7 protein-coding genes are annotated in these 6,832 nt (G+C 65.9%); 6 read left to right on the plus strand and 1 reads right to left on the minus strand.

The window, feature by feature from the left end; genetic code table 11:
• The 6 genes from WDA27_14505 to WDA27_14530 all read left to right on the plus strand — a co-directional run.
• On the plus strand, positions 1-1,546 hold a 1,546-nt coding region (locus WDA27_14505), incomplete at its 5' end, for a DUF3488 and transglutaminase-like domain-containing protein (GenBank protein MFA5892136.1).
• A gap of 51 nt (positions 1,547-1,597) precedes the next feature.
• Entirely contained in the window at positions 1,598-2,107 is a 510-nt protein-coding gene (locus WDA27_14510; protein ID MFA5892137.1) for a SigE family RNA polymerase sigma factor, read from the plus strand.
• Positions 2,104-2,949, plus strand: coding sequence for a PsbP-related protein (locus WDA27_14515; protein ID MFA5892138.1), 846 nt, complete (start codon positions 2,104-2,106; stop codon positions 2,947-2,949). The genes WDA27_14510 and WDA27_14515 overlap by 4 nt, the downstream gene beginning before the upstream one ends.
• A 770-nt stretch (positions 2,950-3,719) precedes the next feature.
• Positions 3,720-4,067 (plus strand): hypothetical protein, encoded by a 348-nt coding sequence (locus WDA27_14520; GenBank protein ID MFA5892139.1) that lies wholly within the window; start codon positions 3,720-3,722, stop codon positions 4,065-4,067.
• 98 nt (positions 4,068-4,165) lie between these two features.
• The gene (locus WDA27_14525) at positions 4,166-4,852 is read left to right on the plus strand and encodes an HAD family hydrolase (GenBank protein ID MFA5892140.1); all 687 of its coding nucleotides are present in this window, start codon (positions 4,166-4,168) and stop codon (positions 4,850-4,852) included.
• Positions 4,853-4,967: 115 nt separating this feature from the next.
• Positions 4,968-5,234, plus strand: a complete 267-nt coding sequence (locus WDA27_14530) for a hypothetical protein (protein MFA5892141.1) — start codon at positions 4,968-4,970, stop codon at positions 5,232-5,234.
• Between the two features lie 121 nt (positions 5,235-5,355).
• Here WDA27_14530 and WDA27_14535 read toward each other — a convergent pair whose 3' ends face one another.
• Positions 5,356-6,588 (minus strand): IS110 family transposase, encoded by a 1,233-nt coding sequence (locus WDA27_14535; GenBank protein MFA5892142.1) that lies wholly within the window; start codon positions 6,586-6,588, stop codon positions 5,356-5,358.
• Positions 6,589-6,832 lie beyond the last annotated feature (244 nt).

Below are 6,832 nucleotides of genomic sequence, written 5' to 3' on the forward strand. Positions count from 1 at the left end.
GGGTTGGCGGGCGGGGACTGCGGTGCGTGCGGCAATCGTCGTCGCAATCGTCGTCGCGGTGGGCGTGCCCTTCTTGCCGGGGTACGGCGACCCGCCGTATTTGCGATCCGCCGGCCCCGGCGCGCGCATCTTCTTCAACCCACTGGTCGCTATTCAACCCACGCTGCACAACGATGTCGATGCCGAGCTATTCACCGTGCGAAGCAACTTCCCGGCCTACTATCGCCTGACCGCGCTCGATCGCTTTGACGGCGCGTCGTGGACGCAGCCCAATGGCGGAAATGAGGTGAACTTCGGGGGACTCATCAAGCCGGACGGCCGATTCGCCGAAACGGTGCCGGTGCGTCAGGAGATCCGGATCACGGGACTGGCCGGGCCGTGGGTGCCGGCCGCGTACTTGCCGACCGTGGTCTCGGGCGTGCGCAATCTGCGATACCAACCGGAGACCCGGACGCTGTTGATGCCGCTTGGACTACGACCGGGAATGCGCTACACGGTCTTGTCTCGGGCCCCTGCTGTGACGCCGCAGAGGCTCGACGAGATTCGCGGGTTCGACCGGCGCGCGCTGCGACGGTACCTGGAGTTGCCGCGCGGCTTGCCTCGTGTTGTTCACGAGACTGCTATTGAGGTTGCGGCCGGACAGCCGACGCCGTTCCGACGTGCGCTCGCTCTGCAGAGCTACTTGCGTTCGTTCACCTACGACGAGAATGTTGCGGCCGGTCACGGATACGACACCATCGAAGAGTTCCTGACGAAGAGCAAGCGAGGGTACTGCGAGCAGTTCGCGGGAACGATGGCGGTGATGGCACGCGCGGTGGGATTGCCGGCGCGCGTTGCGATTGGTTTTGGATCCGGACGCCGGGGTACCGACGGCGTGTATCGCGTGACGACGCGTGAAGCGCATGCGTGGGTCGAGATCTACTTCCCCGGCGTCGGGTGGCTCGCGTTCGAGCCGACGCCACGACCGGGTGTGGCTGAGGTGCCGGACTACGCGGTGGGTGCGGGTGAGGCGGCGGGACTGGCGCCCGGGGCCGTTTCGCCGGTGTTCCCCACGGCCGCTCCGGGGATCCGCCCAACCGCACGTCCCAGTCCGGGTGCGCAAGCTGAGTCGCCGACTGCGCCCGCGCGCGGTGTTCGGTTCGGTCGTCCGTTGATCGCCGCGCTGACCGCGCTTGGAGTGGTGGTGGTTCTTCTGGCCGGTCGAAGGACGCGTCGGCGTCGGGTGCGCGCGCGCCCGGTGCGAATGGCGACGTTGAGCTGGTATGGGGACTTCCTGCGCTGGTGCGCCGCGGCCGGGCTGCGGCGCAGTCCCGGCGAGACGCCGCGCGAGCACGCGACACGCCTTGCGTCGTCGGCCGAGGGTGCCGGAGAGCCGTTGCGACGTCTGACCGAAGTCGTGGAACCGGCGCTGTGGGGCGGACCCGACGCCGCGACGCCCGAGGATGCCGAGCGTGCCGCTTCCGACGCGCGGCGCGCCTTGTCGGCGTCGCTGGGTCGCATGCGGCGCGCGCTGGCGTGGTCGGGCTGGGTGTTTCAGCGTGGATAGCGAACCTTCCGCGCGCCTCCGGCGTCGTTCAAGCGTGGGAGAACGGCGCAAGTGAGCGACCGCGAGACCGAGTTCCGGTCGTTCTTCGATGCTGAGTTCCGTTCCTTGCGGCGCATCGGGTACTTGCTGACATCGGATTGGACCGAGGCTGAAGACCTTGCACAGGAGGCGATGGTGAGGGTGTACCGGGCGTGGGCGCGCATACGCGAGCGGGAGCGTCCCGCGGTGTACGCGCGCGCGGTGCTCGTCAATCGTCATCGCTCGCTGCTGCGCCGGGCCAAGGTCGAAGCCAAGCATGCGATCGCTCGCCAGCCGGACACGCCGGCGGTGGTCGAAGGGATGGGAGAAGATCAGATTGTGGTGTGGGATGCGCTTGCGGCGCTGCCGCGGAGGGAACGTGAAGCGTTGGTCTTGCGCTACTACGAGGATCTGCCGCAGGCTGAGATCGCCAAAGTGCTCGGCATCCCGGTCGGCACGGTGAAGTCGCTGACCCACCGAGCACTTGGACGTCTGCGCGCGGTGCTCGGCCCCGACGTGCACGTTCCCGCGGAGGACAGATGAAGGGCGAAGATCTGATCCGCGAGACTATGCGGCGCGCGTCCGGCGCGGAGCCTCCCGTCGGGGAGGCCTGGGGACGTTTCGAGCGCGCAAGGCGGCGCGCGACGCGTGCGCGCACATTGGTTGTCGTGACGGCCGGCGCCGCCGCGATCGCCGCGCTGGTGTTCACGCTGCCCGGGGTGAACCCCGGCGCCGGCTCGGAACCGATCGGTCGCGGGAGCGAATCCCCGTCTCCGCGCCCGCGTGATCTGCGCGAGTACACCGACACATTTGCGGCCTATCGCTTGCGGTATCCGGCCGACTGGACGCAGTTCACAATGGACACGCCCGCCGGGCGCGCGGTGATGTTCTCCCCGGACGCCGGGGCCCCGGTCCCGAGCATCGACAAAGAGTGTGCGGGATGCCGCCCCGTGCTGGAGTCGCCCGTTCGGTACTACGTCCAGGTGCGCGCGTTTCCCGGATACTGCGGTCGGCCTTGGCGTCAGCGCTGGCCCGAGGAAGCTGTGAGCGGATGCGTCCCGATGTCGGAGTCGGTGACCGCGTACATGGACGCGCGCCGCACCGCCGGCGCGAACGTGACCGCGGGCAAGATCGACGTCGCCGGACGTCCGACCCTCGAGTTCGTCTCGGTGTTCCCTTCGGGACCCATGCCCAGTGCCGCGCGCGGTATTGACTACTGGTGCTCCGGCTGCCGTGTCATCGACTGGGTGTTCACATGGGGCCAGGGTTGGGTACTCGACGTGCGCGCCGTTGCCCCCGACGACGCCACCTCCGCGAACTACGACTCCGAAGCCGCCCGCATCCTCGCAAGCTTCGATGTCCCGGCGCGCGCCTCGACTCGTTAACCGGGCGCGCGCGCGTGATTAGGGAACAACTGTTATCCCGACCGACAGGTCGGGATAACAAACAAACAGCCACCCCAATGAGTCCATCAAACACCCTCCGACCGGGGACTGCGCGCAGTACCGAAAACCGACCCGCGCGCGCTATCCTGTCCGAGCGGAGCGCTATCAAGGTCCGCACAAATAGGAGTTATCTGCACGATGCACAGGGCTAGCCGGGTCGTCATGGTCGCCATCTTCTTGGCGTCTCTCGGCGCATGTGACAACACCCCGAGAGTTGCGGACGTGTTTCCCTGCGAAACGAAGACCTCCGATTCCAACAGCACGGTCATGATCATGGTTCGAGATGCGCAGAGCAGACCGGTATCCGGTGTGCTGCTCGCCCTGGACCCCTTCGGACGAGAGGCGGTCTCCAACCGGTACGGTGGCGCGTGCTTCGGGAACCTTCGGATTCGTGGTGGCGCGGATGAATGCGTCCTCGCTTCTCTGACTGCGACAAAGCGAGGTTTCGGGCGGTACCGCGTAGACAACATTGTCCTGGGTCGCCAACTGGGCCTATCCATCGACGTAGACTTGAAGGCTGACCCCGTGGATATTCACGGCCGACGGCCGAACGCGGCCACTTGTGCTATTTCTGCGTAGGGGGAACAGGGAATGGCCCAATCGCTGACCCGTAGGCAGATAACCAGCGGCCGCAGCGGACCGGGCACCGCTTCGCGGTGCCCGGCCGCTGAGCCGCCAAATCGTTGTGCTGACCAGATGGGAGGCATTTGATGAAGGCGTCATCCGGGCTGCTCCGGAGCGCCGCCGTGGCCCTCTCGGGGCTCCCGGCTCTTGTGATGATCTTCGGCGTTCTTCTGGTGACCGCAATCCGGCCTGCTGCACACCGGGGGGCGTTCCGCTGGGATAGCCCGAGCCAGGGCATCGCGGGTGGGGGGATCGCCTTGCTGGCTGCTTCGGGCGGCGCCTGGCTCATGGCAAGGACGCACCGCATGCGGATTCGGGCGGACGTCGCCTCGGTGCTGGCATTGTTGCTGACCGCGGCGGCTGCCCTGGGTGCGCTTCTCCTCCTGCGATCCACGAGTCTTCACGTGATGCCGATTGTCGAACGGGGGTTCTAGGCGGTGGGTGCCGGGTTGCAGCACAACTCGCGCGTGCAGCGGACCGTCCGCCTGCGGCGTCCGGCCGCTGACGCGCAGAATCGTCGTTGGGCGGACTGATGCTGGTTCTGTTCGACATTGACGGCACGCTGCTGGATGACGATGGTGCCGTGGAGGCGGGGCTTGGCGCGATCCATAAGGTAGTGGCTCCCTGCGAACCACTTGATGCCTTTCGAACGCGGTGGAACCTTGCTTCGGAGCGGGAGTTCGATCGGTTCCTCGCCGGGGAGCTTTCCTTCGAACAGCAGCGCATAGAACGGATCCGCGCAGTCGCTCAGTCGAGCCCGAGCGCTGAGGACGCCTTGAGCGTCTTCCAGGTCTACCTCACCGCCTACGAAGCAAGCTGGTCGCTGTTCCCCGACGTCATGCCCTGCCTGAACGAGTTGTCATCTCAGCGTCTGGGCGTGGTCTCCAACGGACATGGTCAGCAGCAGCGCAGGAAGCTCCTCGCCACCGGGATCCTGGAACGTTTCGAGTGTGTCGCCGCTTCCGCAGACGTGGGGTTCTCCAAGCCAGCTCCCCAGATCTTCCTGCACGCGTGTGAACTCCTCGGTGAAGACCCAGTGGGAAGCGTCTACGTTGGAGATCGATACGAGACCGACGCCCAAGGCGCTCGCAAGGCAGGACTTGTTGGGGTCTGGCTCGACCGGCGTGGCGAAGCCAACACTGAGCACTCCGGGCAAGTCATTCAATCTTTGGACCGCCTCCCATCGCTCTTGGGGCAGTGTGCGAGGCGTTGGCCATGATCCCTTCACAGACTTGTATGAGCCCAGTTGGTGCTGGCCGCCCAACCCGTCGCTGGACCCGACCGGCTTCGCCGTCGGGTCAGCGCCCAAGTCGTTATCCAGACTCAGATCGGGGGTGAGCCAGTTGCTGACGGCTGAGGGGTCGCTCAAGGTGTATCCCGCTGGGGGCGAGTCCGCGTGGGGAATCCTCGCGGTTGTCGCGCTTGTTGCTTGGCTTGTTATCGCCGTGTCGGCAGGTAAGGACATGAGTGATCGCGGACAGCGAGGCGGCTTATGGACGTTACTTGTGTTGGTTGCTCCGCCCGTGGGGATCCTTCTCTGGGCGGCGCTTCGCAGTAACTGGCCGAAGCTGCTGAAGGATTCAGGTGCTGGATACGGATGAAAGTCAACTGATTGGACGGATTCCCTCCTCCTTGGTTGAATCACCTGGGGTGCGGGTGACCCCGTAGCGAAGCGCAGGTTTGGGGCTGATGCCTGCCGCGCCGCTTGAGCGCCACGTGCGCTCAATGGATGCGCGCCCCGGTGGTGGCACCCGCGCCCTTCTTCTCTCCCGCTGGTCTGGTCGCTTTCCAGTCGGAGACCATGCGCGTGTAGGCGACCTCAGCCTGAGCGACTATCGCTCGCTCCTTGGCGATCATCGCGTCGCTGGCGTAGGTCGTGCCGCGCACCCCTCGCTTGGGCTTTGCGCCGGAGGTGAGCTCGAGCTTGCGCACCTTGGTTGCCACCATGCTCGGACGCGCGAACGCGTAGTCCTGACCCTTGCTCAACATGTGCCAGGCGAGCACCGTGAGCTTGCGGGCAACCGCGACCGCGGCGATGTTCTTACCGCGGCGCGCACCGATGCGTTGGGCGAAGGCGTGTAGCGGTCCGGGTGCCTTCGATGCGGTCCATGCAGCTTCGACCAGCGCCCAACGCGCGACCGAAGAGCCTGCTTTGGAGATGCGACCCATGCGCGCCGGCGCGATCCCCGACTGATGCACCGTGGGGTTCAATCCGAGGTAGCTCACCAGGTGGCGGGATGTTGGGAACCGTGAGACGTCACCGATGACAGACGCCAACGCCGAGGCGGTGAGCATGTCGATGCCGGGGATGGTCATGAGCCTTCTGATCACCGATGAGCCCAGCGCGATCGTAGCCAACGCCTGATCCATGACCGCGACCTCAGAATCGAGCATGTCGATCTGACGCAAGCATCCTGCGACCGTCTCTTGCTCGTCGGGTGCGAAGAGCTGACGCGCGAGCCAGGCGCGGCCGCGCACGCCGAACAGATCGGTGGCCGGCGGCCGAGCCGTGAGGGTGCGCATCAGCACCGCATGGATCTCGTTCTTGGCTGCGGTGCGCTGCTTGACCAACGCGCCGCGGCGCGAGACCCGTCGACGAAGCGCTCTGGTGTCCTCGTCGCCGAAGCAGACCTCGGGCAGGAACCCCGCCGCCAGCAACTGGGCGAGCACGCGGGCATCGATCTTGTCCGTCTTGACCCTGGCGTGAGCGATCAACTTCACCGCCAAGGGGTTGGCGATCGCGACACGTGCGACGTGAGGTTCCAGGATCGCCGCGATCGCGCGGGCGTTGGAGGTGTTCTCAAGCACTATCTGATCGGTCGGTCGAAGGTTCTTGGCGAAGCTGAACAGATCATGTGGCGTCGTTGGAACGCGTGGGGCGCTCGCGACCACGCCGTCGGTGATGATCGCGACCTCGCAGAAGTCACGATGAACATCTAAACCGATGCTGCGCATGGTGCACTCCTTTCCGTCGTTGCGGACGCGGGAGAACAGGTGGGCGAACGACACCTACGGATGCGTGCTCTCGGCACAACCGGGTCAGTCGCAGGGGCGGCCACATAACTCGACGAGCTCTCGGCTCATAGCCAGCTTCGGCCTGCCCTACCGCGTTCTCCCTCCAAAGCCCCTATCCCGGTGCGGTGACGCTACCATCACCGCGATGGATCGAAGCCTTGGGCATTTTCATACCGATAACTCG

The sequence above is a fragment of the Actinomycetota bacterium genome (genome assembly GCA_041658565.1).
Taxonomy (GTDB): Bacteria; Actinomycetota; AC-67; order AC-67; family AC-67; genus JBAZZY01.